The 25,231-nt window shown below is 48.4% G+C and carries 28 protein-coding genes; 27 read left to right on the forward strand and 1 reads right to left on the reverse strand.

The features are described from left to right. The first annotated feature begins 8 nt into the window (after nt 1-8). The 3 genes from BAZ21_RS09895 to BAZ21_RS09905 all read left to right on the forward strand — a co-directional run bounded on the left by BAZ21_RS09895 (nt 9) and on the right by BAZ21_RS09905 (nt 3,027). The gene (locus BAZ21_RS09895; RefSeq protein WP_068499483.1) at nt 9-1,526 is read left to right on the forward strand and encodes a sugar ABC transporter ATP-binding protein; all 1,518 of its coding nucleotides are present in this window, start codon (nt 9-11) and stop codon (nt 1,524-1,526) included. Then, entirely contained in the window at nt 1,523-2,509 is a 987-nt protein-coding gene (locus BAZ21_RS09900) for an ABC transporter permease (protein WP_068499485.1), read from the forward strand. Before BAZ21_RS09895 ends, BAZ21_RS09900 begins: the two co-directional genes overlap by 4 nt. A 245-nt stretch (nt 2,510-2,754) precedes the next feature. Beyond that, entirely contained in the window at nt 2,755-3,027 is a 273-nt protein-coding gene (locus BAZ21_RS09905) for an HU family DNA-binding protein (protein ID WP_007430838.1), read from the forward strand. A 103-nt stretch (nt 3,028-3,130) separates the two neighbouring features. On the opposite strand, the gene BAZ21_RS28925 is transcribed toward BAZ21_RS09905, so the two are convergent. Then, nucleotides 3,131-3,304, reverse strand: coding sequence for a hypothetical protein (locus tag BAZ21_RS28925; RefSeq protein ID WP_176718132.1), 174 nt, complete (start codon nt 3,302-3,304; stop codon nt 3,131-3,133). Between the two features lie 156 nt (nt 3,305-3,460). On the opposite strand from BAZ21_RS28925, the gene mtrB reads away from it, so the two are divergent. From mtrB to BAZ21_RS10025, 24 genes are all read left to right on the forward strand, one after another. Beyond that, nucleotides 3,461-3,691: a trp RNA-binding attenuation protein MtrB gene (gene mtrB / locus BAZ21_RS09910; RefSeq protein ID WP_068499487.1), complete on the forward strand. Its 231-nt coding sequence runs from the start codon at nt 3,461-3,463 to the stop codon at nt 3,689-3,691. Between the two features lie 98 nt (nt 3,692-3,789). Continuing rightward, nucleotides 3,790-4,341, forward strand: coding sequence for a hypothetical protein (locus BAZ21_RS09915; protein ID WP_068499489.1), 552 nt, complete (start codon nt 3,790-3,792; stop codon nt 4,339-4,341). Between the two features lie 115 nt (nt 4,342-4,456). Beyond that, a complete protein-coding gene (locus tag BAZ21_RS09920) occupies nt 4,457-5,326 on the forward strand; it encodes a heptaprenyl diphosphate synthase component 1 (RefSeq protein WP_068499491.1) in 870 nt (289 codons plus the stop codon). Between the two features lie 9 nt (nt 5,327-5,335). Next, nucleotides 5,336-6,064 (forward strand): demethylmenaquinone methyltransferase, encoded by a 729-nt coding sequence (locus BAZ21_RS09925; protein WP_068499951.1) that lies wholly within the window; start codon nt 5,336-5,338, stop codon nt 6,062-6,064. Continuing rightward, the gene (locus tag BAZ21_RS09930) at nt 6,057-6,929 is read left to right on the forward strand and encodes a UbiA-like polyprenyltransferase (RefSeq protein WP_068499498.1); all 873 of its coding nucleotides are present in this window, start codon (nt 6,057-6,059) and stop codon (nt 6,927-6,929) included. Before BAZ21_RS09925 ends, BAZ21_RS09930 begins: the two co-directional genes overlap by 8 nt. Next, nucleotides 6,929-7,591, forward strand: coding sequence for a UbiX family flavin prenyltransferase (locus BAZ21_RS09935; protein WP_068499499.1), 663 nt, complete (start codon nt 6,929-6,931; stop codon nt 7,589-7,591). Before BAZ21_RS09930 ends, BAZ21_RS09935 begins: the two co-directional genes overlap by 1 nt. Then, nucleotides 7,548-8,414, forward strand: coding sequence for a menaquinone biosynthetic enzyme MqnA/MqnD family protein (locus tag BAZ21_RS09940; protein ID WP_068499500.1), 867 nt, complete (start codon nt 7,548-7,550; stop codon nt 8,412-8,414). Before BAZ21_RS09935 ends, BAZ21_RS09940 begins: the two co-directional genes overlap by 44 nt. Beyond that, the gene (locus BAZ21_RS09945) at nt 8,411-9,385 is read left to right on the forward strand and encodes a polyprenyl synthetase family protein (protein WP_068499502.1); all 975 of its coding nucleotides are present in this window, start codon (nt 8,411-8,413) and stop codon (nt 9,383-9,385) included. Before BAZ21_RS09940 ends, BAZ21_RS09945 begins: the two co-directional genes overlap by 4 nt. Before the next feature lie 111 nt (nt 9,386-9,496). After that, entirely contained in the window at nt 9,497-9,940 is a 444-nt protein-coding gene (ndk, locus tag BAZ21_RS09950) for a nucleoside-diphosphate kinase (RefSeq protein WP_068499504.1), read from the forward strand. Nucleotides 9,941-9,970: 30 nt separating this feature from the next. Beyond that, nucleotides 9,971-10,771: a CheR family methyltransferase gene (locus BAZ21_RS09955; protein ID WP_068499507.1), complete on the forward strand. Its 801-nt coding sequence runs from the start codon at nt 9,971-9,973 to the stop codon at nt 10,769-10,771. A 232-nt stretch (nt 10,772-11,003) separates the two neighbouring features. Beyond that, a complete protein-coding gene (gene aroC, locus BAZ21_RS09960; protein ID WP_007430826.1) occupies nt 11,004-12,173 on the forward strand; it encodes a chorismate synthase in 1,170 nt (389 codons plus the stop codon). Between the two features lies 1 nt (nt 12,174). Continuing rightward, nucleotides 12,175-13,269, forward strand: coding sequence for a 3-dehydroquinate synthase (gene aroB, locus BAZ21_RS09965; RefSeq protein ID WP_068499513.1), 1,095 nt, complete (start codon nt 12,175-12,177; stop codon nt 13,267-13,269). A 2-nt stretch (nt 13,270-13,271) separates the two neighbouring features. Next, a complete protein-coding gene (aroH, locus tag BAZ21_RS09970) occupies nt 13,272-13,646 on the forward strand; it encodes a chorismate mutase (RefSeq protein ID WP_007430824.1) in 375 nt (124 codons plus the stop codon). A gap of 376 nt (nt 13,647-14,022) precedes the next feature. Further along, the gene (gene trpE / locus BAZ21_RS09975; RefSeq protein ID WP_068499515.1) at nt 14,023-15,573 is read left to right on the forward strand and encodes an anthranilate synthase component I; all 1,551 of its coding nucleotides are present in this window, start codon (nt 14,023-14,025) and stop codon (nt 15,571-15,573) included. Between the two features lie 75 nt (nt 15,574-15,648). Further along, nucleotides 15,649-16,695, forward strand: coding sequence for an anthranilate phosphoribosyltransferase (gene trpD, locus BAZ21_RS09980; RefSeq protein WP_068499517.1), 1,047 nt, complete (start codon nt 15,649-15,651; stop codon nt 16,693-16,695). Next, complete coding sequence (gene trpC / locus BAZ21_RS09985) at nt 16,685-17,479, forward strand: indole-3-glycerol phosphate synthase TrpC (RefSeq protein WP_068499522.1); 795 nt, start codon at nt 16,685-16,687, stop codon at nt 17,477-17,479. Before trpD ends, trpC begins: the two co-directional genes overlap by 11 nt. Then, nucleotides 17,476-18,162: a phosphoribosylanthranilate isomerase gene (locus BAZ21_RS09990; RefSeq protein WP_068499523.1), complete on the forward strand. Its 687-nt coding sequence runs from the start codon at nt 17,476-17,478 to the stop codon at nt 18,160-18,162. The genes trpC and BAZ21_RS09990 overlap by 4 nt, the downstream gene beginning before the upstream one ends. Then, on the forward strand, nt 18,159-19,355 hold the full coding sequence (trpB, locus tag BAZ21_RS09995; protein WP_068499524.1) for a tryptophan synthase subunit beta: 1,197 nt from the start codon (nt 18,159-18,161) through the stop codon (nt 19,353-19,355). Before BAZ21_RS09990 ends, trpB begins: the two co-directional genes overlap by 4 nt. Beyond that, nucleotides 19,352-20,158: a tryptophan synthase subunit alpha gene (gene trpA, locus BAZ21_RS10000; RefSeq protein ID WP_068499525.1), complete on the forward strand. Its 807-nt coding sequence runs from the start codon at nt 19,352-19,354 to the stop codon at nt 20,156-20,158. The genes trpB and trpA overlap by 4 nt, the downstream gene beginning before the upstream one ends. A gap of 60 nt (nt 20,159-20,218) precedes the next feature. Further along, a complete protein-coding gene (gene hisC, locus BAZ21_RS10005) occupies nt 20,219-21,322 on the forward strand; it encodes a histidinol-phosphate transaminase (RefSeq protein ID WP_068499527.1) in 1,104 nt (367 codons plus the stop codon). A 26-nt stretch (nt 21,323-21,348) separates the two neighbouring features. Then, entirely contained in the window at nt 21,349-22,437 is a 1,089-nt protein-coding gene (locus tag BAZ21_RS10010; RefSeq protein ID WP_068499529.1) for a prephenate dehydrogenase, read from the forward strand. An 820-nt stretch (nt 22,438-23,257) separates the two neighbouring features. Then, complete coding sequence (locus BAZ21_RS10015) at nt 23,258-23,854, forward strand: RNA polymerase sigma factor (protein WP_007430814.1); 597 nt, start codon at nt 23,258-23,260, stop codon at nt 23,852-23,854. Beyond that, nucleotides 23,851-24,477: an anti-sigma factor gene (locus BAZ21_RS10020; protein ID WP_068499531.1), complete on the forward strand. Its 627-nt coding sequence runs from the start codon at nt 23,851-23,853 to the stop codon at nt 24,475-24,477. The genes BAZ21_RS10015 and BAZ21_RS10020 overlap by 4 nt, the downstream gene beginning before the upstream one ends. A 33-nt stretch (nt 24,478-24,510) precedes the next feature. Then, entirely contained in the window at nt 24,511-25,113 is a 603-nt protein-coding gene (locus BAZ21_RS10025; protein WP_068499533.1) for a histidine phosphatase family protein, read from the forward strand. Nucleotides 25,114-25,231 lie beyond the last annotated feature (118 nt).

A 25,231-nucleotide genomic window follows, 5' to 3' on the forward strand; every position in this document is an offset into this window, starting at 1 on the left:
TATGAGTCATGAGTTCACAAGTATATACGCTGGAGATGAAGAAAATCAGCAAGCAGTTTGCTGGTGTGGATGCGCTGCGAGCCGTGGATTTTACAGTGCATGGCGGCGAGATTCACGCTCTGTTAGGTGCTAACGGGGCAGGCAAAAGCACATTGATGAAAATATTGTCCGGCGCATATCGTTCCGATCAGGGAGCCATCGTAGCTGGTGGCAAGGAACTGAGCATTAACTCACCGTGGGAGGCCAAAAGAGCCGGGATTCACTGTGTGTATCAGGAGGTCGATTCAGCGCTTGTGCCACAGTTAAGCGTCGCTGAGAACATTATTTTAGACGATTTGTCAGCACCTGAAGGGCGATGGTGGGCCGCGCCAGGCTCTATGCGCAGACGAGCGCGTGAGGCGCTGGCACGGCTGGGAGCTGATATTGATGTCCGGCAATACGTGTCTGAATTAACGTTGGCAGAAAAGCAGCTTGTACTCATCGCACGTATTTTGACACAGCAGGCGAAGACGATCATTTTTGATGAGCCCACGGCGCCGCTCAGCGAGGAAGAAACGCGCCGCTTGTTTCGCACGATCCATACCCTCAAGGATGAGGGGGTTGCATGCATTCTGATCACGCATCGGTTGCCGGAGGTCATCGAGCACAGTGACCATGTGACGGTGATGCGTGACGGTGAGCGTGTGTTCACGGGCTCTGCCTCTGATTTAAGTGTAGGAGACATCGTTACGCATATGCTGGGGAAAACATTTGAAGAGGAGTTTCCGAAAACGGAGACTTCTATTGGAGAAACGATATTGGAAGCGAAAGGGCTTCGCAAGGGTTTACGAGTTCACGGCGTTGATTTACGGGTCAGACGTGGAGAAATTTTGTCTATTGTGGGTTTGGTCGGTGCAGGCAAGACGGAGCTGTCACGGCTTCTTACAGGGGCAGACAGACCTGATAGGGGGGAGCTGGTCTTTAAAGGTCGATCCATTCGTTTGAGAGAGCCTGCGGATGCGGTAGTACAAGGGATTGTGTCGATACCCGAGGAACGGCGGAAGCAGGGTGTACTGATCGAGGAGAATGTCGAACGAAACCTTAGTCTCCCGCTCTTGGGCAAGTTGAGTGTTCTTGGTTTCATCTCTCGAGCAAAAGAACGTGCTAACGGCAATAAGGTCATCGCATCTCTTGGCATTAAGACACCCTCTCTGCGTCAAAATGTTAAATATTTGAGCGGCGGGAATCAGCAAAAGGTAGCGATTGGAAAATGGCTGCATTCCGGAGCGGATGTGTTTGTTTTTGACGAGCCGACCAAGGGTGTGGATATTGGGGCAAAAAGCGATATTTTCCGTATCATCGGTGAATTGGCGGCACAGGGGAAAGCGATCATTTATCTCACCTGTGAATTTGCTGAGGGGATCGGCATTGGGGATCGGATTGCAGTGATGTATGATGGCAAAATAATTAAGGAATTTGCGCGGGGCGAAGTGGAACAGGAACAACTCCTGTTGTATGCTAGCGGCGGTGAAGAGGTGCATTCATGAAGGAAAAATGGTTAAACGTCTCATTTCGTTATGGTGCTGTAGTAGTCATAATTGGTGTGTTGGCGTTCTTTTCAGCCACATTGCCTTATTTCTGGACTTATGACAATTTGATGGACATTCTTGGCTCTATTGCGATTGTGACTTTCGTCGCTATTGGTGTGACGTTGTCACTTATCGTGGACGGTTTTGATCTGTCGGTTGGAGCCACGGTATCTTTGACGACGGTAGTTTCAGCTTCTTTGATGGTTTGGTATGAACAGCCTGTGGCGGTGGTCATCGTTGTGTCCTTGGTTGTCGGGGCTTTGGTTGGACTACTGAATTCATTGCTGATCATTAAGCTACGCATTCCCGATTTGCTGGCAACCCTCGCAATCATGTATATTGTAAGTGGGATTCATAAAACGTACGCACAAGGTTACACCATTTACAACCATATGCAGTTTCCTGACGGCAGCAAGGCGCCGGGAGAGATATCTCCTGCATTTCTTTTATTGGGGCAAGGAAAATGGCTTGGCATTCCGATTTCAGTTATTTTGCTGCTGTTGGCCGTGGTGGCGGTGCATATTTTCTTAACTTACACGAAGCATGGGCGTCAAATGTATGTGACTGGAGGCAATGAAGAAGCCGCTCGTTTGTCAGGCATACGGGTAAAAAAAGTCCGTACACTAGCCTACGTGGCTTCGGGCGTTTTTGCGGCGATTGCCGGTATTTTATATGCTTCCCGTGTAGGCTCGGGTCAAATTGACGCAGGCTCTCCATTGCTTATGGAAGCAGTCGCTGCAGTTTTCGTTGGTTTTTCGGTCTTTGGAGCCGGTAAACCCAATGTCATCGGTACTTTTATTGGTGCGGTGCTGATCGGGGTATTGGTCAATGGACTGACGATGATGAATGTGCAATATTTTGCTCATGATATCGTCAAGGGCGTAGTGCTGGTGCTCGCGTTGGCCGTTACTTTTTACGTGTTAAACCGTCGCCGTACTTGAAATTGTCTGTGGACTGTATTACTATAAACCTTGTTCCACGCAAGAAGGGTGCCATTAAACGCCAGTTTCGGCCTATATTGCGGAGGTTAGGTATATTCTATGTATATTTAACGACGAAACGGAAACAGATGATAACATTATGGAAGGCAGTATGCCGCCCGCGTTATTTTATACAGGCGTTCGTATCGGTCTATAGCACCGATAACCTTAATGCTGGACTACACTTGAATTAGGAGGTGAAAATTATGAATAAAACGGATTTGATCAATCAGGTTTCTGAAAGCACTGAATTGTCCAAAAAGGACGTAACCAAAGCCATTGACGCTGTATTTGAAGCGATCTCCGGAGCGCTGCAAAACGGGGACAAGGTACAACTGGTAGGTTTCGGAAACTTTGAGGTTCGTGAACGTTCCGCACGTAAAGGACGTAACCCGCAAACAGGAGAAGAAATCGAAATCCCTGCGAGCAAAATTCCGGCATTTAAACCGGGTAAAGCGCTCAAGGACGGAATTAAATAAGATTTCTTACATATTCCCATTGCGCTGGAAAGACCGTGAATTTGATTCACGGCCTTTTCTTTTTGTTCTGTTTACTTCAGGATAAATTTACTTCAGAATAGATTTATTTCAGGATAGAGGTACTTTGGACAGAAGAAGAGGAAGCTGTCTTGTCGTTCCGCGAGGCATATGCGATCAGGACCAGTGGTTCACCTGTCAGCTCGGCGAATTCTTGCTCCAGCTGTTGGAGTCGCTCGATTTGGGCAGGACTGAGATTGGCCGGAAGATAGTTTTTCATCAGATTTGCTCCTTTCGTTAACATATGAGGCTGCACGGATAGTATGGCTCGTGATACGCTAATTGTTGCAAGTAACGCCAGAGGCATACAGTTGACAAAACGAGCTCAAATCTCCATCATAAAAAGTATAGCTTCGGCTCTCAGGGGGGAAAAGAAATGGAAGATCATGTGACAGGCAATAGTGAGTACGTCGTAATTAAAGCAAAAAGCAGCGGATGTCAGGTTTTTGGTCTGACCAGAGGCCAAGATACACGCTTGCATCATTCAGAAAAATTGGACAAGGGCGAGGTGCTGATCGTCCAGTTTACGGATCACACCTCTGCTATTAAAGTTCGCGGTAAAGCCGTAGTGATGACCAAACACGGAGTTGTGGATACAGAGGATTAAAATGCAGGCATAGCCTGCTTTTTTTTGTTGTACAATGAGAGTGAGGACCTTTACCGTATCAAGTCCATATTATGGGGTAGGGGTCAGGGGAGGTTCAGATGAAACCTTGGATTGTACTCGGCAGCTCGATTCTCATAACCGCCGCGGCAGCAATGTTGCTGCCCTCTTTACATACGCTGGATTCGGGGACCGCGGCTGTCCGTGAGACCCAGGCGGCGATAGCGCCTCAGCAGCGAGTGCGGCTGACCGATGACAATCTGGTGGATACGCTCAAGGAGCTTCCTCTGACAACACCGATCGCCAGCGTAAGCTGGGAACATTCAGTCCTGATCCTGGATGTAAAGCTGTCAAAAGAAGAAACTGCACCGCTGGAGATTTATCAAAATATGGCGGAGCTTGTTGCCTTTAGCTTTTACGGAACGACGAATGTACAGCAATTGCTGCTCCGTGTGGTGACGCAGGACAAATGGTCGGGTGAACGCCATTTGCTGCTGGCATCCGATATACGCCGAAATGAGTGGACGAATGAAGCACTGGAACAGCTGAGAAGCCGCGAAGGCGCAGAATTACCGGAGCAACTGAAATCCCGTTTCCGCATTACAGTTACACCTATGTGGCAAAAGAGGTTTGACGGTGTATATATAGATTAGATATTTCTGCCGTTGGACCTACGGTACTTTAGTCGCGAATCATTTTAAATTGTGATATAATATAAGGCATTGCAATTATTTGATACACCAGAAAGTCATGGCTCGGAGGCTTAGGATGAAACCGTATCGCGTACCCCAATTAGCAAGGAAATATGTGGAATACGACATGATTCAACAACATACGGAAATGCCGGCTTTTCCTGACAGCCGTACCCGCTTGCTATTTGTGTTTTTGAACCGGAATATGCAGGAGCTGCATGCCAGCGAGGATGAGCTGTACGCATTGGTCACCTCGCTTTTGCAGATGGGGCTGGATACGCATGACATGATCGATACTTTATCCGGTATTCGAAGTCCGGAGGAAATGCGTTCCAGACAGCTGAAAGTGTTGGCCGGGGATTATTTTAGCAGCCGCTTTTATCAGCTGCTTGCATTGGCGGGCCGCATTGCGACCATTTCAAAGCTGAGTGATGCCGTATGTGAGGTCAATGCCGGTAAGATGAGCCTGTATTGGGAGATGAAGTATTTCCGCCTGGATGCGGCTCAGTATTTATCCCAAGTGGTTCGCTTTAAAAAGGAGCTTTTTTTATCTTTAACTTCACTTGTAGCAGAACAGGATCGGGATATTTGGGAGCAGCTTCTCCACGAATTTGCCCTCTGTGATATGCTGGTGGAGGAATGGGACAAGCGAGCAGAACCGGACAAATCCCGTTTCGGATATATGTTCTGGCATGTTTACAGTAACGGGGACCAGAACGAGCAGGCGCTGCTTTCAGAGAGTGGTACTGATACTGAAGCATGGCGTAATCTTGTTCTGAAATACAAGGCCGAGGATGCGATACTGGACAAGCTTCGCACGGCTGTTATGTACATCCGACATATCCTGTCTGATGATCAAAATACGGGGATCGAGGAGATTGAACGCATGCTGGAACCTTTCCTGAAGCTGCTGAATAGTCCGCACCCGGTTGTAAGGGAAGGTTAGGTGAACGTCATGGAAACAAGCGACACCAAGCCGAAAGAGCAATTCGTTCATGGCGTGTTTGAAAGTATAGCAGGTAAATACGACTTGATGAACGATATACTGAGCTTTCGCAGACACAAGGCTTGGCGGAAATTTACGATGAAAAAAATGAACATGCATCACGGGGACACGGCAATTGATCTTTGCTGTGGGACATGTGACTGGACGCTTGCGATGGCGCATGCAAGTGAAAGTGGTCACATCGTGGGACTGGATTTTAGTCAGAACATGCTTAATGTAGGCGAGCGCAAGATTAAATCAGAATCCCGTGAAAAGCAAATCAAGCTCGTTCAGGGCAACGCGATGGAACTGCCCTTTGCAGACAATTCATTTGATTATGCGACGATTGGTTTCGGTTTGCGCAACGTGCCTGATCTGCGCCGTGTACTACAGGAAATGCAACGAGTCGTCAAGCCTGGCGGGCAGGTCGTTTGTCTGGAACTGTCCAAGCCTACCTGGCAGCCGTTCAAGGGGATTTATTACACATATTTTCAACACATCTTGCCCATGCTCGGCAAATTGTTCGCCAAACGTTATGAGCAATACAAATGGCTCCCTGATTCGTTGGCGCTTTTTCCAGGAAGGGATGAGCTGGCTAACATCTTCCGTGAAATCGGATTAAAGGATGTACAGGCTCATTCTCTCACCGGAGGCATCGCGGCATTGCATATTGGAATCAAGGAGAGTCAGCATGTTTAAGAAAATTGCTATTTTTTTGGAAATGATTAAAATTGAACATACGTTATTTGCGCTCCCATTTGCATTTATGGGGGCTGTATTGGGGTCGGTTGTCGTGACTGGCAGCCTCCCCTCATGGCCGCAAATTGGTTGGATTTTGCTGGCTATGGTTGGCGCACGTAGTGCGGCCTTTGGCTTCAATCGCATGATTGACCGTGTGATTGACGGGAAAAATCCACGTACAGCAGGACGCGCTATCCCGGCAGGGCTGCTCAAATCGAGTGAAGTGGTTATTTTCATTATCATCAGTTTGCTGTTGTTATTCTGGGCATCGTTCAAGCTAAGTCCGCTGGCGTTCAAGCTGTTCCCGCTGGCCTTTTTTATGCTTGTTTTTTACTCTTATACCAAGCGTTTCACCTGGCTTTGTCATGTTGTACTGGGTCTGACGATTGGCTTGGCGCCGCTGGGCGCGTGGGTTGCGGTAACGGGACAGATCGATTGGATCTCGACCGTATTGTACCTCACCATTGCATTCTGGACGGCTGGATTTGATATTATTTATGCTTGTCAGGATATTGATTTTGACCAGAACGAGGGCGTTTATTCCATTCCTGCCCGCTTTGGTATAGCTGGTGCACTCAACATTGCCCGGGCATTCCATGTGATTACGGCAATCGGATTTATTGTACTTTTCTTTATTGCAGATTTAAGCTGGTGGTATCTTGCAGGGATGATTATTTCGTACATTATTTTATTTTATGAGCATTATATCGTATCTCCGAAAGATTTGAGCCGCTTGCAGACGGCGTTCTTTACAATGAACGGTGTTCTTAGTATGGTCGTATTTGCTTTTACACTGATTGATTTGGTGGTGCGTCAATTCTAATGAATTCTAACCAGGTGAGTAGCCATCAAGGCAAACGAATCGTTATCGGCATTACAGGCGCGAGCGGAAGCATTTATGGTGTACGGCTGGTAGAGACACTGCTGGACTTGCAATACACAGTTCACCTGATTGTTTCCAATGCCGGCTGGCGGGTACTGAGAGAGGAATTAGGCTGGAACGTGACTGACCGGGAGGGAGCTTTGAATGAACAATTCGGAGGCCGTCCCGGTTCTCTTGTATACCATCCATTCACAGATATCGGAGCTTCAATTGCGAGCGGCTCCTATCTTGTGGATGCGATGATCATTATGCCATGCTCCATGGGAACGCTGTCTGCGGTAGCACACGGTTCGTCCGACAATTTGATGGCACGTGCAGCAGACGTCATGATGAAGGAGGGGCGTCCGCTGATCCTTGTGCCTCGTGAAACACCGCTTCATGCCATTCATTTGGAAAATATGCTTAAGCTTGCGAGACTCGGCGTCAAAATGATTCCGGCCATGCCGGCCTTTTACTTTCATCCGAAGACGCTGGATGACATTGTATTGTTCCTCGTAGGCAAAGTATTAGACAGCTTGCGTATCGAACATCAATTGTTTACGAGATGGGGGGATTCCGATGCCAACACCGGACAACAAGACGATCACAATCGGAAAAATTAAATATACCAATGCTTGGCCCATTTTTCATTATTTTAATCCTTCAGAGCTTGTCCGCCCGGCAGAGATGATCTCTAAAGTTCCGGCTGTATTGAATCGCGGCATGCTAAACGGGAGCCTGGATATCAGCGCGATGTCGTCCTTTGCGTATGCATCAGGCTCTGAGGAGATGCTGTTGCTGCCGGACTTATCCGTCAGTGCGGACGGTCCTGTGCAATCCATTTTACTGTTTTCACGCAAGCCGCTGGACGAAATCAAGAACGGAACGATTGCATTGACGAATACGTCTGCTACATCCGTGAATTTGTTGAAAATTCTGATGCAAAAGGCGTGGGAAGGGCAGCCATCCTATTTTGACTGTGAACCGGATTTGGACTTGATGCTGGAACAGGCAGATGCAGGGCTGCTGATTGGAGATAACGCAATCAAGGCCTCTTGGCGGAATGAAGGTCTGTATGTAACCGATCTTGGCGAAGAGTGGAAACGCTGGACGGGGTATAGCATGACTTTTGCCGTATGGGCTGTCCGTCGCGCCGTTGCTGCTCAGAATCCGGATGCAGTGGCTGAAATTGCAGCTGCGTTCCGTGCAAGCAAGCAGCGCAGCTTGGCTGACCTGACGCCTGTTGTCTCTGAGGCTTGCAACGAAATTGGCGGCCTGCGAGATTATTGGGAGCGCTACTTTACTAATCTGTGTTATGATTTTGGAGAGAAGGAACAAAGAGGCTTAGAGCTTTATTTTCAGTATGCGCATGAATTGGGGCTGCTTGACCGGCAAGTGAAGCCGCTTCTCTGGAGTGACAATACGCTGACACGGGTGAAAGAATGAAACGATTGGATTTGTTCGGTTTATTAAAGAAGGATATGAACTTCATAGAAGAAGAGCTGTATCGCAGCATTGACAGCACGGAGCCGCTGATTAATGATACGTCGCTCCATCTGCTTAAAGCAGGAGGCAAGCGTTTACGTCCAGTGTTTGTATTGCTGGGTGGCAAGTTTGGAGAATACGATCTGGACAAGCTCAAACACATAGCGGTACCACTCGAATTGATTCATTCGGCCTCTCTCGTTCACGATGACGTAATTGACGATGCTGAAATGAGACGTGGTCAACCCACCGTAAAGTCCAAATGGGACAATCGGGTGGCGATGTACACAGGAGACTACATATATGCACGAGCGCTGTCTATGGTTGCCGAATTGCCGAGTCCGGATATTCACCGGGTACTGTCCAAGGCGCTGGTGCAGATGTCCATTGGTGAAATGGAACAAATCCGCGATTTTTTTAATGTGGATCAAAGTGTGCGTAATTATTTGCTGCGCATACGGCGTAAAACCGCATTGCTGATTGCGGTTAGCTGCCAATTGGGCGCTATGGCTGCGGGGGCACGGGAAAGAGTCAATTCCCTGCTGTACAGCTATGGCTATAACGTAGGGATGGCTTTTCAAATTCAGGATGACTTGCTTGATCTCTGCGGTACGGAAAAAAAGATCGGCAAGCCGCCGGGCAGCGATATGAGACAGGGGAATATTACGCTTCCGGTTATTTATGCGCTCAAGCAGCCCGAGCTGCGTGACGATCTGCTGGCTGAAATCGGTCGTATTCAGGACGGGGATGGGCAAGGAGATGCGCGTAAAGCGGTGGATATGATCAAAAAAAGTGAAGGAATCACTAAAGCGGAAATTCTCGCTGACCGATATATTAAGAAAGCGCTGAACGCGCTGGACTTACTGCCAGATGTCAAAACAAAAAAGACGCTTCGCGATATTGCTCATTTTGTGACACGTCGCTCCTACTAAAGTTGTGTTTTGGATTGGGTGTGACAAAATACTTTAATCGTATCCAAGCTTTCTGTTACAATACAGATTAGTATTGTATAAATACATTAAGATTGGATTGGGAGTGAGCCGATGGATCGCACGTTTTTGATGGTTAAACCGGATGGAGTACAACGCGGACTGATTGGACGTATTATCAGTCGTCTGGAAGACAAAGGCTTCAAAATGACGGGTGGCAAACTTGTGCAGGTATCTAGAGAACAGGCGGAACGGCATTATGCGGAGCATGTGGGCAAGCCCTTTTTTGAAGAGCTTGTAGATTTTATCACATCAGGCCCTGTATTTGCCATGATTTGGGAAGGGGATAACATCGTTACGCTTTCCCGCCTGTTGATTGGTAAAACACAAGTAACAGAGGCTCTACCGGGCACGATCCGGGGAGACTTTGCTGCACATACACCGTTTAACCTCATACACGGTTCGGATTCACCGGAGAGCGCGGAACGCGAGATTGCGAATTTTTTCATGCCGGAAGAGTCGGTTCGGTATGAGAAAAGTGTGGCGACCTGGACGTAAGTTTAATCTCGTATGAAAAAGGATGGTAGCATGACGGATTTGGAACTGGGTCAGACGGACCCCGATTACACGGCGTTTATCCGCAAAATTAAGGACAGCACAGGTATTGATCTTGCACAATACAAAGAAGCACAGATGAAAAGGCGGTTAACGACACTTCGCAACAAAAACGGGTTTCCCAGTTTTGTTTCTTTTTATGATGCCATGATGAAGGAAAAACCCCTGTTTTATGAATTTCTGGATCGTATGACGATCAATGTTTCGGAATTTTGGCGTAATCCCAATCGGTGGGAAGTGCTGCGGGATACGATTCTGCCACAGCTGCTTGCAGGCAAGCAGAAGCTCAAGCTGTGGAGCGCGGCCTGCTCGACTGGCGAGGAGCCTTACAGTTTGGCTATGGTTCTGGACGGCAAGGGGATCTTGGGGAATTGTTCCATTACGGCTTCCGATATTGATGATGGTGCATTGGCTAAAGCCAAGGAAGGCAGATATTTGGAGCGTTCGCTCAAGGATGTGCCTGAGCAGGTAGCCAGCAAATATTTCAAACCGGATGGTGCGATGTTTCGCGTGGATGACCGTTTGAAACAGGCTGTGAAATTTCAAAAGCAAAATTTGCTGCTGGATTCGTTTGAAGACAACTATGACCTCATTATCTGTCGCAATGTTATGATTTATTTTACTGAAGAGGCCAAGAATAAGCTGTACCAGAAGTTTGCAGCCAGTCTTCGTCCCGGCGGTGTACTGTTTGTGGGCAGTACAGAGCAAATTTTTTCTCCCAACCAATATGGTCTGGAATCAACGGAAACCTTTTTTTATCGTAAAAAAGCATAGCCTAGACATATATCGATCATTCGTAATTAGATGTTTTTGTTTTTTGAATCATGAGCACGTTGATGGCTTGCTTATCGGAAACGCACGTCCTTTAGCTTTGCCTAAGGGGCGTGTTTTTGTTTATCTGCATACCTGTGGCTTTTCTTGTCAAAGAAAGGTGCGTATACTATAATGAAGCACAGTTAAAGATTTTAGCGATGCACAGTTTAACAGTTTAAAGGGGGAACGCGTCATGAGTTTACGTTATTTAACCGCGGGGGAAACGCATGGTCCCCAGCTAACTGCAATTGTAGAGGGCATGCCTAGCAATTTAAAATTGGATTTTGAGGAACTTAATTTTCAGCTGCACCGTCGTCAGAAAGGGTATGGACGGGGTCGGCGTATGCAGATTGAAAAGGACACGGCGAGCATTGCCGGAGGCGTACGTCACGGTTATACCACAGGTGCACCGATTGCACTGATTGTGGAAAATAACGATTGGAAGCACTGGCAGAATATTATGAATATTGAGCCGATCGAAGGCAGTGATGAAGAAAAGCGCCGGGTTCACCGTCCGCGTCCGGGTCATGCCGATTTGAACGGCGGAATGAAATACAACCTGAAGGACCTGCGTAACGTGCTGGAGCGCTCCAGTGCGCGTGAAACTGCGATTCGTGTCGCGTGTGGTGGCTTGGCCCGTCAATTGCTGGCAGAGTTCGGAATCAAGGTGGCAGGTCAGGTCATCCGTATTGGCGAAATCGAGGCTCCTTACCGTGATTTGCCGATCGATGAGCTGATTGCTGTGACGGAAGCCTCTTCTGTGAGAGTAACCGATCCAGAAACTGAAAAGAAGATGGAAGCATACATTGACCTGATCAAGCAAGAAGGCGATTCGGTTGGTGGTGTAGTGGAATGTATCGTGGAAGGCGTCCCGATTGGACTGGGTAGTCATGTACAGTATGATCGGAAGCTGGATGCACGCATTGCGCAAGGAGTCATGTCCATTAATGCCTTTAAAGGCGTAGAAATCGGCATCGGCTTCGAAGCAGGAGAACTGCGCGGTTCACAGGTGCATGATGAGATTTTGTATGATGAGGAGCGTGGATATCACCGTCGTACCAATCGTTTGGGCGGCTTTGAGGGTGGCATGACCAATGGAATGCCCGTTGTGGTTCGTGGTGTCATGAAGCCAATCCCAACACTGTATAAGCCCTTGCAAAGCGTCGACATTGATACGAAGGAAGCGTTCACCGCACAGGTTGAGCGTTCAGATGCATGTGCGGTACCAGCGGCAAGCGTGGTTATGGAGCATGTCGTAGCCTGGGAGATTGCGAAGGCTTTGCTTGAAAAATTCGGCGGAGATTCCATTGAAGAAATCCGTGCGAACATTGCATCCTACGAAGAACAACTGGGACGGTACTAAGATGAGTACGCTGACGGTACAACTAGGAGAACGTTCCTATCCCATTCACATCGGGCGTGGGCTGCTGCATCGAGCCGGAGAGTTTCTGAAGGAACGAGGAATTGCGCAAAAAAGTCCATTGTTGATTGTTTCTGACGAGCATACAGCGAAACTCTACTTGGCGACATTGGAGAGCAATCTCCATGAGTCGGGATACAAGACGGTATCCTTTGTGGTCAAACCGGGTGAAACATCCAAATCGCTGGCTGTATTTGAGCAGGTTATAACAGCAGCCATTCAGGGTGGTTTGGATCGCCATTCAGCCGTTATCGCACTTGGCGGTGGTGTAGTGGGCGATCTGGCTGGATTTGTGGCGGCCTCGTATATGAGAGGTGTTAAGTTCGTACAGATTCCTACGACGATCCTGGCCCATGACAGCAGTGTGGGAGGCAAGGTCGGCATCAATCATCCTTTGGCAAAAAATATGATCGGAGCCTTCCATCAGCCGGAACTCGTTCTGTATGATGTAGATACGTTATCTACATTGCCTCCGCGTGAAGTATCCGCCGGGCTGGCTGAAATGATCAAGCATGGTTTGATCTGGGATGCTGATTTCGCCCATTGGTGCCGTGATCATGCGGCAGATTTGTTGGCTCTGAATGCGGCAGCTCTGGAGTACGGACTGGAGAAGGGCTGTTCTGTGAAAGCCGAAGTGGTCTCACGCGATGAACGGGAAAATGATTTGCGCGCTATTTTAAACCTCGGTCATACGATTGGTCATGCCATTGAAGCAATTGCGGGATATGGCGAGTTTTTACACGGAGAAGCGATTTCGATTGGGATGATCGGCTCCGCGCTTCTGGGTGTGAAGCTGGGTGCAGATCCCTCTTTGATCGAAGAAACAAGAGATATGCTGTCTTCGCTGCGGCTGCCAACCTCCCTTCCAGCACATCTTGTTACGGATCGGCTGCTGGAGGCGATGATGCATGACAAAAAGTTTAAAGAAGGCAGCATTACTTTTGTCGTCCCGCGCAGTATCGGGCGCGTGGAGGTTGTGAAGGATATTCCCGTCTCTGACATCAGACAAGTCATTGAACAGTTAAAAGAGGAGGCGTAAAGATGTACAATCGTGGAATTCGTGGCGCGACGACCGTAGCGAATAATGAAGAAAACGAAATTTTGGAAGCGACCAGCCAACTATTGGATGAGATCGTATCCTACAATGAAATTCAGCCTGAAGACATTAGCAATGTCTGGATTACGGTCACCCACGACCTGGACGCTGCATTTCCAGCTAAGGCTATCCGTCAGCTTGATGGATGGGATATGGTTCCACTTATGTGTGGATTGGAAATTCCTGTCGCGGGTAGTTTACCCAAATGTATCCGTTTGTTGGTACAGGTGAACACCCATAAATCCCAACGGGAAATCAAACATGTATATTTAAACGGAGCGCAGGCGCTAAGACCGGATCTGGCTTCCGAAGGGAAGTAACGCCCTTTTTTAAGTTAATGGTTGCCAAAGTAACATCCTATGATATATAGTGTGTGTAGCAGAGTTGAGTAGAGTTAGCCAGAGCCAGTTGAGATGAGAAGAGTGCAGTACGAGCCAATTCCATATGAGATTACAGAGACCGACGGTGACAGTAAGCTGATGCCTATGAAAAGATGCATCTTCGACATCGAGCTTATTTGAGTTAGCCTGAGGACTATGCAGAGGGATAAGTATATACTTTGCCTGTTTTTTGTAATATTTTTACATATGGTCGCATTCTTATAATTTCAATAACTGACAGCCTCTACCTTCCAGGTAGAGGCTTTTTCATATTCTCTCCTTTGGTTCTGCGCCAAATTGGAAAGGAAGTGATCTCATGTTAACGCCGCATGTAGAGCAAGTGATAACGATGGCGAATGAATTTAACCTGATTCCTGTGTACAAAAAAGTGCTGGCCGATATGGAGACGCCGATTCGGATTTTCCGTCGGTATGCGGAGCGGGACCGAGCCTTTCTGCTGGAGAGTGTAGAGGGAGGCGAGCAATGGGCGCGCCATTCATTCATCGGAACCGATCCGTTCCTGATGGTTTCGGGTAAAAAAGGCCGTTTGATTTTGGAACAACATGGTAAACGGCAAATTTTAAACGACAAGCCGCTTGAAGCGCTCAAGGCATTGCTTCGCAAATATCGCAGTCCCAAACTGAAAGAAATGCCTCCATTTACAGGCGGAGCGATCGGATTTTTTGGATATGATCTGCTTCAATACTATGAAAAGCTGCCGGAGCATTCGGTAGATGACTTGAATATGGATGATATTCGTTTTATGTTCTGCGATCAAGTGATTGTTTTTGATCATGTGAAGCAGCAAATTTTGCTGGTTGGCAATGTACATGTGGGCGAAGGGTTCCGTGATGAGGACATTCGTGCTGCTTATGCTGAGGTGGAGCGCCAGCTGGAGGAAACGGCGCAGTATCTGCGCAAGCAGACACCACCGGAGAGATTGGGATCAGCTTCCATTCCTGATGATGTGGAACTGGGTGAGATTCAATCGAATGTGACGAAGGAGCAGTTTATTGCAAACGTGGAGCAGGCAAAGGAATATATTCGCTCTGGTGATATTTTTCAGGTTGTACTATCCCAGCGTTTTCACATTGATACTGAGGCTTCTCCTTTGCAGGTATACCGCGTGCTGCGCACGATGAACCCGTCGCCATACATGTATTATTTGAAAATGGATGACGAGATCATCGTGGGCACTTCGCCGGAGGCGCTTGTCAAGGTAGAAAACGGTCGGGTAGAAACCCGCCCTATTGCAGGAACGAGGCCGCGTGGCGTCACGGAGACAGAGGATGCAGCGCTTGCTGAAGAACTGTTGAAGGATGAAAAGGAACGTGCCGAGCATCTGATGCTGGTCGATTTGGGCAGAAATGATCTGGGTCGTGTATCCCGGTTCGGTACAGTCAAATGCGATACGTTTATGGAGATTGAACGCTATTCCCACGTTATGCACATTGTGTCCAACGTGTCGGGTGAACTGCGTGAGGATAAAGATTTTTTTGATGCTTTCCTGTCCTGCCTGCCGGCAGGCACCGTATCGGGGGCTCCGAAGCTGCGTGCCATGGAGATTATTGCCGAGCTGGAGAGGGAAGCGCGCGGACCCTATGCAGGGGCTATTGGATATTTGGGATTTTCGGGCAATATGGATGCCTGTATTACCATTCGCACAATTGTGTTTAAAAAGAACCGGGCCTATGTCCAGGCAGGTGCAGGAATTGTGTGGGACTCGGTTCCGGAAAGCGAGTACCAGGAGACGGTGAACAAGGCCAAGGCAATGCTGAAAGCAATCCGCACGGCGGAGGCGATGTTCCCGGCAACGACACAGCCCTACAACAGCGTCATCAACCAGGATTATTTGTACACTCCCTGAGCAAATGTTGATCAAGTAACACTTCATTGCGGGAGACGGAACACACAAAAATCTGATTTAGAGGAGGAGACGACGATGGAAGGACATAACATGATGCAAGTGGGCTTAAGCCAGGTTATTGAGGGACAGCATCTTTCGCGTGCGGAGGCCCGCAGCGTAATGGAGCAGATTATGAGTGGGAGTGCTACACAGGCGCAAATTGGCGGGCTGCTGACGGCTCTTCGTATCAAGGGAGAGACGGTGGATGAAATCACCGGCTTTGCCGAGGCGATGCGGAGTTACGCTAGTCCAGTGCAGACTGGAGAAGGTGAGACTCGTCTGCTGGACACATGCGGAACCGGAGGTTCGGGTATTCACAAGTTTAATATTTCCACAGTATCTGCTATCATCGCCGCTTCGCTGTCTGTACGGGTGGCGAAGCATGGCAATCGTTCTGCAAGCGGCCGCGCCGGGAGTGCAGATGTGCTGGAGGCATTGGGAGTCAACATTCACCTGACGAGTGATCAGGCTCGGTCATGTCTGGATCGGATCGGCATCTGCTTTTTATTTGCGCAGCTATATCATCCGTCGATGAAGCATGCTGCTGCACCGCGCCGTGAGCTGGGAGTGCGGACGGTGTTCAATATGCTGGGTCCGTTGACGAATCCGGCTGGTGCAGATCGACAGCTGCTGGGCATTTATGATGCCGGAAAAACGGAAGTGATCGCCGAGGTGCTGAATCAGCTTGGCTCCAAACGGGCCATGGTTGTCAGCAGTCTGGACGGATTGGATGAAATTAGTATTTCGGCTCCAACGCGAGTATCTGAGCTGAAGGACGGGAAGGTTCACACGTTCGAGCTTCAGCCGTCGGACCTGGGGTTGCAGATGCATCATCTCGATCAGGTGCTGGGTGGAGATGCGCAGGTTAACGCCGACATTATACGGCGGATTTTGAACGGAGAGCGCGGAGCTTACCGGGACGTCGTGTTAGCGAATGCTGGCGCTTGTATTTATGTAGCAGGCGCAGCAGCTACCTTGGCGGACGGAGTAGCGCGGGCGGCGGAAGCGATTGACACCGGGCTGGCACTGTCCAAGCTGGATCAATTAATACAGGCAACGGGGGAATATCAATATGTATCTTGATAAAATTGTGGTGACAAAGCGACAGGAAGTAGAGCAGCTCAAGGAGCATTTTAATATCGCTGAAGCGGAACGGCTGGTTTCCAATTTGCCTGCAACAAGAGGATTTGAGGACGCGATAGCCGTGCGTCGCAACCGGCCGCTGGGGCTAATTGCTGAAGTGAAAAAGGCTTCTCCGTCCAAAGGGCTCATCCGACCGGATTTCCATCCGGTGTCCATTGCTCGTGCCTATGAGGGAGCTGGAGCCGATTGTATTTCTGTACTGACAGATGTGACGTATTTTCAGGGCAGCCCTGAATATTTGCACCAAATTCGTGAACAAGTAAACATTCCGCTGCTGCGAAAGGATTTTATCATTGATGAACGGCAAATTTATGAAGCTCGTCTACTGGGAGCCGATGCGGTGCTATTGATTGCAGCTATACTGGAGCCACGTGTTTTGGGGTCGTTTTTACAGATCGCCAAAGACCTGGGACTGGACGCATTGGTGGAGGTGCATGACAGCGAGGAGCTTAAAGGAGTGCTGGATTTGGGCACAGCAACTCTGATTGGAGTAAACAATCGCAATTTGCGGACGTTCGAGACCCGCCTCCAAACGACGGAAGAGCTGATTGCACTGATCCCTAAAGGAGTTACGTTTATTAGTGAGAGCGGCATAGCCGGGCCTGAGGATGTAAAGTATCTGCATTCGGTAGGGGCACACGGTGTTCTGGTAGGAGAACATCTGATGCGCAAGGATGATGTGGGTCAAGCGGTAGCGGATTTGATGGACGGGGTTACAGTATGAATAAAACGGGCGTAAAAATTTGTGGACTTCAAAGCGTTGAAGTGCTAAAATCTATGGTAAACTTACCGGTCGATTATATTGGTTTTGTGTTTGCCGACAGTAAGCGCCGGATTGACGGCGCACAGGCTGAAGAGCTGCTTCACGTATTGGATGAATGGACTCCGGACAGCAGACCGCGCAGCGTGGGTGTATTTGTAAATCCTGATGATACGTTGTTACATGATGTGATGAAGCAAGCTCCATTAGATGTCATTCAGCTGCACGGACAGGAGAGTCCGCAGCGCTGTAGCGAAATCAGGGAGCGTTTTGGCGTACAGGTATTCAAGGCTTGGTCTGTTGACAGTCATCAGCAGACGAGTAAGGACCAGACGGAACGCCTGGCAGACGAATTGGAAGCCTATGCAGGTACAATTGATGCTTTACTGCTGGATACATATGATCCCCTGTATGGTGGCGGTTCTGGCAGAACGTTTGCATGGGATCGAATTCCGGCCTATCACGCTTGGACTCATCAACATGGAATTCCTTTGTTTGTAGCCGGCGGACTGACTGCTGATAATGCGGAAAAGCTGGTTGCCGAGTATCATCCCGAAGGGCTGGATGTGTCCAGCGGCGTAGAGACAGACGGAGTCAAGGACATTTCAAAAATCACGGCATTCGTAGAAAGGGTGAAGCAGGCATGACACAATTACCTGATAGCAACGGACGTTTTGGGACATTTGGCGGACGCTTCGTACCGGAGACGTTAATGAACGCACTGATTGAATTGGAGGAATCCTACCGGAAGTATGCAGATGATCCGGAATTTAAAGCAGAGCTGAACGGACTTCTAAAGGACTATTCCGGCCGGGAAACACCGCTTTATCATGCAGAGCGTCTGAGCAAGCATTTGGGCGAGGCTAAAATTTACTTGAAACGCGAAGATTTGAATCATACCGGTGCCCACAAAATCAATAATGCATTGGCACAGGGATTGCTGGCGAAACGCATGGGCAAACAGAAGGTCATTGCCGAAACAGGCGCAGGACAGCATGGTGTCGCGACAGCAACCGTGGCTGCGTTGCTCGGACTGGAATGCAAGGTGTTTATGGGTGAAGAGGATACTGTGCGCCAGCAGTTAAACGTATTCCGGATGCAGCTTTTGGGTGCAGAGGTCATTCCGGTGACCTCGGGTACACGTACACTTAAGGATGCCGGGAATGAAGCTTTGCGTTACTGGGTGAGCCATGTCCATGATACATTTTATATCTTGGGCTCGGCTGTTGGTCCCCATCCTTATCCGATGATGGTGCGGGACTTCCAGCGTGTAATTGGGGATGAAACACGTCGTCAGATTTTGGAAAAGGAAGGCAGACTCCCGGATGTTGTCGTGGCAGCGATCGGTGGTGGAAGCAATGCCATCGGCATGTTTTATCCTTTTATCGAGGATGAGGGCGTTGCTTTAATCGGTGTGGAAGCTGCTGGAAAAGGCGTGGAAACAGAATTCCATGCGGCAACGATGAGCAAGGGAACACAAGGGGTCTTCCAGGGCTCGATGAGTTATCTGCTTCAGGATGAATACGGACAAGTGCAGCCTGCGCATTCCATCTCGGCCGGACTGGATTATCCAGGTGTTGGACCGGAGCATTCGTATCTGAAAGATATTGAACGGGCCAAATATGTTCCGATAACAGATCAGGAAGCGCTCGATGCACTTCAGCTCCTCTGCCGTACCGAAGGCATACTTCCTGCATTAGAGTCGGCACATGCAGTTGCGCAGGTCGTCAAACTGGCACCTACGTTGACGGCAAATGATATTATCATTATTTGCTTGTCCGGACGCGGGGATAAAGATGTGGACTCCATTATCAAGTATTTGGGAGGAAATCCGTCATGAATTTAATTGATCAGGCGTTTGAGCGCCTTAAAAATGAAGGCAAAACGGCATTAATTCCTTTTCTGACGGTGGGCGACCCGGATGTGGAGACTACGGTGGAGATTATTCGGCAGCTAGAGTCTGCCGGAGCCGATATATTGGAGCTGGGTGTTCCATATTCCGACCCGCTGGCTGACGGTCCTGTCATTCAGCGTGCGTCTGAGCGTGCGCTCAAACGACAAATCTCGATCCGCACCTGTATGGAGACGGCTTCTCTGGCTAGGGCGGCAGGTTCAAGCCTGCCTTTTATTTTGTTTACGTATTACAATCCTGTATTGCAGATGGGTATGGATGCTTTCTTTAGTGGCTTGCAGAAGCACGGTATCAGCGGTCTGATTATTCCCGACCTTCCACTTGAGGAAGCGGAAGAACTGGGAGCACGGGCAGCAGAGGTAGGAGTGCATCTAATCCCGCTGGTGGCTCCAACTTCTGAGCAGCGGATTGAGCGGATTGTCCGTAATGCCCGTGGATTTGTATACTGTGTATCCTCGCTTGGTGTAACCGGGGAGAGAGCTTCCTTTTTTGAAGGGATTGAGGGCTTTATTACGCAGGTCAAACGGCATACCGACATTCCGGTGGCGATAGGCTTTGGTATTTCAAATCGGGAACAGGTCGTCCGGTTTTCAGACATTTGCGATGGAGTTGTGGTCGGCAGTGCCATTGTACGTCAGGTAGAGGAAGCCATTCCCCTGCTGGAGGATTCTGCACGCAGAGAAGAAGGGCTTTTGCAAATTCGCGATTTTGTGGCACAATTAAAGCAGTAATTTGGCGTAAATATAGAGAGCAACAACATTCAGTTCTGATTGGATAGAGGAGGTAGGGGCATGCAACCTAAACCGCATATTGTACATTTGCCAGTATATCAGCCCGGTAAACCGATTGAAGACGTGAAACGCGAATTGGGACTTGATGAAGTGATCAAGCTTGCATCAAATGAAAATCCGTATGGCAGTTCTCCCAAAGTATTGCAGGCTATTCAGCAGGAATTTGCCAACATTAGTGTCTATCCTGATGGTAGCGCGGTAGCTTTGACACAGGCGCTGGCCAAACAGACGGGTCTGAAAGAGGAGCAGTTTATTTATGGCTGTGGCTCGGACGAAATTATTGCGTTGATTACGCGTGCATTTCTCCTTCCCGGTGAAGAAAGCATCATGGCCGATCAGACATTTTCCGTATACAAAAGTAACGTGGAAATTGAGGGAGCGGTTGCTGTTGAGGTGCCTTTGCGTGACGGTGTGCATGATTTGGATGCTATGCTGGCTCAAATCAATGACCGTACGAAAATTATTTGGATTTGTAATCCGAATAATCCGACAGGCACCATTGTACCTGAAGCAGAGCTGATTGCGTTTTTGAATCAGGTGCCAAAGCATGTGATGGTCGTGCTGGATGAGGCTTATGCCGAGTTTGTGACGGATCGCTCGTATCCAGACGGAATTCGTTTGTTGTCAGCGTATGAGAATTTGGTGGTACTTCGTACGTTCTCCAAAATCTATGGTCTGGCTTCGCTGCGTATCGGCTATGGTATGGGAGCCGTGTCCACCATCCGTTTAATCAATCAGGTTCGTGAGCCGTTCAATACTTCACGGGTAGCACAGGCTGCGGCGATTGCGGCTTTGGAGGACCAGGAATTTGTTCGGGAATGTCGGGATCGCAACGCAGAGGGCAGAGCTTATTTGCAAAATGAGCTGAAGCGTCTTGGGCTGGAGTCTTTTCCGGCACACGGTAACTTTATTATGCTGGATGTGCGTCGTCCATCCGGTGAGGTATTTCAGGAATTGCTTCGTAAAGGCGTGATTATTCGCGCTGGTCATCATAAATATCCGACATATATTAGGGTGTCGGTTGGATCGCAGCCGCAAAATGAATTGTTTATCCGTGCGCTGGAACAGGTCCTGGGGGCGGAAGCGGCGAAAGTACGCCTATAATTTCCGCAGATGGGATTTGATAATTGATGAAGATTGCCATTTTCGGCGTGGGACTGATCGGTGGGTCCCTCGCACTTTGTTTTAAAGGGAAGCCGGGCATCACCGTTGTGGGTCATGCCCATCTCCCTGAACTGGTGGAACCCATGTTAAGCCGTGGTGTCGTGGACACCACGACTCTTTCGGTTGAAGAGGCGGCAGAGGATGCCGATTTTATTTTTTTATGCGTACCGGTTGGTTTACTGGAGCATTATCTGGAACTGTTAAGCAGGCTGCCGCTTAAAGCAGGTTGTATTATTACCGATGTAGGCAGCACGAAATCGTCGATTTCCAAAAAAGCATCGGAAATTTCTTTGCATAACGCTTATTTTATCGGCGGGCATCCGATGGCCGGCTCGGAGCGTTCTGGTGTAAAGGCTGCCTCCGCCTTGCTGTTTGAGAACGCTTATTATGTACTCTCCCCGGCCGAGGGTGTGCCAGAGGAAGCATATAGCTCGCTGGAGCGGCTATTGAAATATACGGGTGCTCAGGTTGTCCGCGTCCAGCCTGACATGCACGATGACATTGTCGGAGCGATCAGCCATCTTCCGCACATTATTGCGGCGGCGCTGGTGAATCAGGTGCGAAAGCACAATGATGAAAATCCGTTGTATCGTACATTGGCTGCCGGTGGGTTCCGTGATATTACGCGGATAGCCTCTAGTGATCCGATTGTGTGGCGGGACATTTTGCTAAGTAATCGTGATGTTTTACTAGGTCTGCTGGAAGAATGGAACGGGCAGATTGAGCGTTTTACCCATTTACTGAGAACACAAGACGGAGAGGGAATCGCTGACGAGTTTTGGACGGCAGGTAATTTCCGTAGTGAACTGCCGGAACGCCGCAAAGGTGTCATCGTCTCAACGTTTGATCTGTATATTGATGTACCGGATACCCCTGGTATTATCGGCAGGATTGCAATGGAGCTGGGAAATCACAGCATTAACCTGAGCAATATGCAAATCATCGAAAGCAGGGAGGATGTTCCAGGTATTCTGCGGCTTTCCTTCCGCCAGGAGCGGGATTGGGAACGTGCCAAAACCCTGCTTGATTCAATGAGCTATAAAGTAGTGGTGTGAAGGTTGGGGAAAGCGGGTGTCTGTTAAGGAGGCCGCTTCGCGATCCATTTGATCTTACGATCGCTGTTGCCGCCGGATTTTTTCGATCAGATGCTTTAATGGGAAAATCCGCAGGCAAAGGCGAACGCTCCGCTTCTCCAGATTCAAATGAACCGCTGCGCTACTGACCGCCTTAAAAGCAACACACACTTTCCGGGAGTGAAGCAGTAGGGAAAGATAAAGCAGGCGAAGAAACCTTCGCCTGCTTTTTTTGTATTTAAAGGTTCTGTTTTTAAACAAAAAAAAAGACCACCCGGGTAAAGCCCCAGGTGGTAGCTACTTTTCAGAAGTAGCTGAGTAGGATAGGAGTGGAGAGAAACCATACTGTACTTTTATTATATGTATACGTTTTCATTTTGTCAATTGTTTTTTAAAGCGTTTTCTTTTTGCTAATTATTCAACCTACGTATCCAAAAAATGGATTTAATAGATAAGTCGCTTTATCCACTTTATCTTGAAAAAACATAAAATCAATTGAAAAGTCGTATATTTGAATCTGTTGCCAGCGTTAGGGAGACATTGATGGAAATTACGGGGATTTTGGACTTTTTTAATGGCGGGTATTTTGTGGTACAATAGGTAAGTCCATTGGGGATATTAAGTAATGTTGGGGATAGCACCGTTAATGTTGGCAGTACATAGGGTAAGAAAATAACAAATGTTCCATGATGCTGTTTCGTCATTTGCGCAGAGGGCGCAACTTTTTTTGACCTGTTCGGTATATATAGACAGAATCGGGTGGGGAAACAGCACATGTATGGGCGAGGAGGGTCTCACTCGAATGATGACAGATTCCCAGATGATTCAGGAAATCAAACAAGGTAATGTTGAGGTTTATTCGGAATTAATGAGGCGGCACCAACGTAAAATTTTAGCTTTTGTTTATCATATGCTGAAAAGTTCGAACCTGGAAATGATCGCTGAGGACTTATGTTCGGAGACGTTTTATAAAGCGTACCGGAGCCTGCATTCTTTTCGTGAGGTCGACGCATCGTTCTCCACTTGGTTATATACGATTGCACGCAATACAGTGCTAAGCGAGCTTCGCAAGCATCGTAGCGGTCAGGTTCCATTGGAGGAGAGCGGTTATGTGCCGGTAGCACCACCGGATGTGATTCCGGAGCAGGCCGTCCTGCGCGGCGAGAAGGTAGAGATGGTCCGTGAAGCGATCAACAGATTGCCTGAAAAGCAGAGATCAGCGCTGATTTTGCGTGAATATGAGCAATTGGACTATCAGGAGATTGCGACTATTTTAGGGCAAACGGTCAGTGCGGTAAAGTCGTTGCTTTTCCGGGCAAGAACCAGTGTGAAGACGCAGTTGGAGCCTTATTTTTTTGAGCCTCTCTATGAGGAAAACGAAGGGATGAGCAGCCAATGAAATCCAGGGACGCTGAGGATTTGTTCGCTACAGGCAAAAATGTATCGAAACAGGACTCGGAGCGCAGACGAGCCAAAGGCTCGTCTGACAAGTGGGAGCTTGGTTCGGGAGAAAAAGAATGGAATTTGCCAAAAGAAAGTCGATCCGCTATCCGTGATGTTTCCTTTGAAATAACAGATGAGCAGGTAGAGGCGATGAATCGCCGGGTCATGGATCGGATTTATGAAGAGTCACCGTGGCTTGTTCCTGGCGAGCATCGACGTGCGCGTGTGAACCCGGCAGCCCGTAAGTATATGTCTGTATGGATTGCCGGCTTTTTGGCCGTATTTTTGTGCAGCTTTTTGTTTTTGAATTGGAATGGAAGCTCCTCTCAGGAAAATCCCCCTCAAGCGGCACCTGTCATGGACACGGGCATTTTACCAACAGGCTTGCTGGAAACTACAAGTATATCTCCACAATATCAATATCACATTAAAGATATGAATAGGGGCATTATGGACCCGCTGGTTGCAAACATTGTTCCTACTTACCCGCAATATTGGATATTGTTGTCCATATTGGCGCTCGCGCTTGCCTTATTTTCTCTGGGCTGGATCCATCGGACGAGAAGGGTTAGAAATTAGCCTGAATAACAGAATAGCGGAGGAAATGACACGATGCTTATTGGTTTGATCAGACATGGATTGACAGATTGGAATGCGGTGGGGAAAATTCAGGGACACAGTGATATTCCGTTAAACGAGGAAGGACGTCGGCAGGCACGCTTGCTGGCAGAACGACTAAAGGAAGAACCTTATCAATGGGACGGGCTTATTACAAGCAGCCTCTCCAGAGCGAAAGAGACGGGAGAGATTATTGCTTCTGCTCTGCAGCTTCCGCTACTGGAGCCGGATGATCGATTAAGAGAACGTGCTTATGGTCAGGTCGAGGGAATGACACAGGCCGAACGTGAGAAAAAGTGGGGAATCGACTGGCATCTGCTTGATCTGGGGCAGGAGAGCGATGAGGCTCTTCAGCAGCGCGGGCTGGCTTTTATGGAAGCCATTTGGTCAGAAAATCGGGAGAAGAATCTGCTGGTCGTTTCCCACGGCGGTTTTTTGGCTAATTTGTACAAGGCCTTGTATCAGGAAAAGTACACAGAACGAATTGGAAATTTGTCATTGAGTATACTTCAACGTGAAGATGCCGATTGGACACCACTGTTGTATAATTGTACGAAGCATCTACAAGAAAAATGTGAATGTAATTCAAAAAGATAAGGAAAGGCCACGATATTCTACGCAACCTAGAATATCGTGGCCTTTTTGTTTTTTAAATTATACCTTTACAAAAAAAGAGGTTTAGAGTCTGAACATTCCGTCAAAGCTGTGGGTACAA

This window comes from Paenibacillus kribbensis, from assembly GCF_001705305.1.
Classification (GTDB): Bacteria; Bacillota; Bacilli; order Paenibacillales; family Paenibacillaceae; genus Paenibacillus; species Paenibacillus kribbensis_B.

What these genes read in the sequence shown, in the direction of transcription:
- ndk (WP_068499504.1), top strand. Translation starts at nt 9,497, where the DNA reads ATGGATCGCACGTTTTTGATGGTTAAACCGGATGGAGTACAACGCGGA.
- BAZ21_RS10020 (WP_068499531.1), top strand. Translation starts at nt 23,851, where the DNA reads ATGAAATCCAGGGACGCTGAGGATTTGTTCGCTACAGGCAAAAATGTA.
- BAZ21_RS09955 (WP_068499507.1), top strand. Translation starts at nt 9,971, where the DNA reads ATGACGGATTTGGAACTGGGTCAGACGGACCCCGATTACACGGCGTTT.
- BAZ21_RS10015 (WP_007430814.1), top strand. Translation starts at nt 23,258, where the DNA reads ATGATGACAGATTCCCAGATGATTCAGGAAATCAAACAAGGTAATGTT.
- BAZ21_RS09915 (WP_068499489.1), top strand. Translation starts at nt 3,790, where the DNA reads ATGAAACCTTGGATTGTACTCGGCAGCTCGATTCTCATAACCGCCGCG.
- BAZ21_RS09905 (WP_007430838.1), top strand. Translation starts at nt 2,755, where the DNA reads ATGAATAAAACGGATTTGATCAATCAGGTTTCTGAAAGCACTGAATTG.
- aroC (WP_007430826.1), top strand. Translation starts at nt 11,004, where the DNA reads ATGAGTTTACGTTATTTAACCGCGGGGGAAACGCATGGTCCCCAGCTA.
- BAZ21_RS28925 (WP_176718132.1), bottom strand. Translation starts at nt 3,304, where the DNA reads ATGAAAAACTATCTTCCGGCCAATCTCAGTCCTGCCCAAATCGAGCGA.
- BAZ21_RS09935 (WP_068499499.1), top strand. Translation starts at nt 6,929, where the DNA reads ATGAATTCTAACCAGGTGAGTAGCCATCAAGGCAAACGAATCGTTATC.
- BAZ21_RS10010 (WP_068499529.1), top strand. Translation starts at nt 21,349, where the DNA reads ATGAAGATTGCCATTTTCGGCGTGGGACTGATCGGTGGGTCCCTCGCA.
- BAZ21_RS09900 (WP_068499485.1), top strand. Translation starts at nt 1,523, where the DNA reads ATGAAGGAAAAATGGTTAAACGTCTCATTTCGTTATGGTGCTGTAGTA.
- trpD (WP_068499517.1), top strand. Translation starts at nt 15,649, where the DNA reads ATGGAAGGACATAACATGATGCAAGTGGGCTTAAGCCAGGTTATTGAG.
- BAZ21_RS09895 (WP_068499483.1), top strand. Translation starts at nt 9, where the DNA reads ATGAGTTCACAAGTATATACGCTGGAGATGAAGAAAATCAGCAAGCAG.
- trpE (WP_068499515.1), top strand. Translation starts at nt 14,023, where the DNA reads ATGTTAACGCCGCATGTAGAGCAAGTGATAACGATGGCGAATGAATTT.
- mtrB (WP_068499487.1), top strand. Translation starts at nt 3,461, where the DNA reads ATGGAAGATCATGTGACAGGCAATAGTGAGTACGTCGTAATTAAAGCA.
- BAZ21_RS09930 (WP_068499498.1), top strand. Translation starts at nt 6,057, where the DNA reads ATGTTTAAGAAAATTGCTATTTTTTTGGAAATGATTAAAATTGAACAT.
- aroB (WP_068499513.1), top strand. Translation starts at nt 12,175, where the DNA reads ATGAGTACGCTGACGGTACAACTAGGAGAACGTTCCTATCCCATTCAC.
- BAZ21_RS10025 (WP_068499533.1), top strand. Translation starts at nt 24,511, where the DNA reads ATGCTTATTGGTTTGATCAGACATGGATTGACAGATTGGAATGCGGTG.
- trpC (WP_068499522.1), top strand. Translation starts at nt 16,685, where the DNA reads ATGTATCTTGATAAAATTGTGGTGACAAAGCGACAGGAAGTAGAGCAG.
- trpA (WP_068499525.1), top strand. Translation starts at nt 19,352, where the DNA reads ATGAATTTAATTGATCAGGCGTTTGAGCGCCTTAAAAATGAAGGCAAA.
- BAZ21_RS09940 (WP_068499500.1), top strand. Translation starts at nt 7,548, where the DNA reads ATGCCAACACCGGACAACAAGACGATCACAATCGGAAAAATTAAATAT.
- BAZ21_RS09990 (WP_068499523.1), top strand. Translation starts at nt 17,476, where the DNA reads ATGAATAAAACGGGCGTAAAAATTTGTGGACTTCAAAGCGTTGAAGTG.
- hisC (WP_068499527.1), top strand. Translation starts at nt 20,219, where the DNA reads ATGCAACCTAAACCGCATATTGTACATTTGCCAGTATATCAGCCCGGT.
- aroH (WP_007430824.1), top strand. Translation starts at nt 13,272, where the DNA reads ATGTACAATCGTGGAATTCGTGGCGCGACGACCGTAGCGAATAATGAA.
- BAZ21_RS09945 (WP_068499502.1), top strand. Translation starts at nt 8,411, where the DNA reads ATGAAACGATTGGATTTGTTCGGTTTATTAAAGAAGGATATGAACTTC.
- BAZ21_RS09920 (WP_068499491.1), top strand. Translation starts at nt 4,457, where the DNA reads ATGAAACCGTATCGCGTACCCCAATTAGCAAGGAAATATGTGGAATAC.
- trpB (WP_068499524.1), top strand. Translation starts at nt 18,159, where the DNA reads ATGACACAATTACCTGATAGCAACGGACGTTTTGGGACATTTGGCGGA.
- BAZ21_RS09925 (WP_068499951.1), top strand. Translation starts at nt 5,336, where the DNA reads ATGGAAACAAGCGACACCAAGCCGAAAGAGCAATTCGTTCATGGCGTG.